The sequence below is a fragment of the Nostoc sp. UCD121 genome, assembly GCF_014222285.1.
Taxonomy (GTDB): domain Bacteria; phylum Cyanobacteriota; class Cyanobacteriia; order Cyanobacteriales; family Nostocaceae; genus Nostoc.
In genome coordinates this window covers 1-1,055 of sequence record NZ_JACKZS010000479.1, presented here as the reverse complement: position 1 = coordinate 1,055, position 1,055 = coordinate 1, and the positions used below count along the sequence as shown (strand labels likewise).

At 36.5% G+C, this 1,055-nt stretch carries 1 protein-coding gene; it reads right to left on the bottom strand.

Annotated elements, in window-relative coordinates; translation table 11 throughout:
- Positions 1-130 precede the first annotated feature (130 nt).
- Complete coding sequence (locus tag GNF10_RS37035; protein ID WP_185607505.1) at positions 131-955, bottom strand: WecB/TagA/CpsF family glycosyltransferase; 825 nt, start codon at positions 953-955, stop codon at positions 131-133.
- Positions 956-1,055: the final 100 nt, after the last annotated feature.

The window sequence follows — 1,055 nt, the reverse complement described above, 5'->3', positions numbered from 1 at the left end:
TAAATTATATTTTCACTTACAAGCATTGTTAATTGATTCTTGATCTGGCTTAAATACGACTTTTTCAGCAAGCCCTACATAAATTCGTGACAAGTTGAGTGACGTACTGGTGAGGCTTAACGAAACTCAATTACGCTACAAACTTGTGGAATCTTGTAGTGAGAAATAGCAGCATTCTATTTTTTTTTTGTTGGCTTGGCATACTCCAAATTTCTCGTAAAAATAATGTAGCTACAAACCAAGGCTCAAGCAAGTAACGTCTCCAAAGTCTTTTCGGTTCAGATAACAAGCGATACAACCATTCCAAGCCAACCCTTCCCATCCAGCGAGGAGGAGTAGGCACTACTCCTGCTACATAGTCCATACAGGCTCCACTAGTCAAAATAGTGTTGGCATAAATATATTCCAGATTTTCCGAAATCCAATGCTCTTGGCGTGGCATACCCATCCCCACCATTAATACATGAGGTTTGTAAGCATTAATTGCAGCCAGAGTAGCGAGATTTTCTTCACTATCTTTATCCATATCAATATAACCATGAGCGCAAGCAATCTGTAAACCAGGAAATTTATCGCGCAAAATACTTGCTCCTTGTTCCGCCACTCCTGGCTTTGAACCTAAATAAAATACACGCCAGTCTTTATTAGCGGCTTCTGCCATCAGAGGCCATACCCAGTCAGCATAGGTTACTCTTTGTTCTCGTTTCATTGGAAAACCTAACAACTTTCCAATAAACAATAGAGGCATACCATCAATATGGATATATTCAGCCTTGGCATAAAACGCTTGCATTTTTGGATCGTTATGAAAGAGATAAAGACTATGCAAGTTGTGATTAGCAATAATCCATTTCTCGCTTTTCTCAATAGATTCTTCAATTAATAAATTTAACTCTGGGATAGAGAGTGCATCAAGTTTAACACCAAGAAATTTATAAGAAAATCTATTTTTCATGACTTAAAAGTTTTTATTTTTAGAATTTATGAGAGTTGGTTTCAGAAGAAAGGCGATTATTGAAAAATTAATTACTAGCAATCTTTAAATATTTCAAATC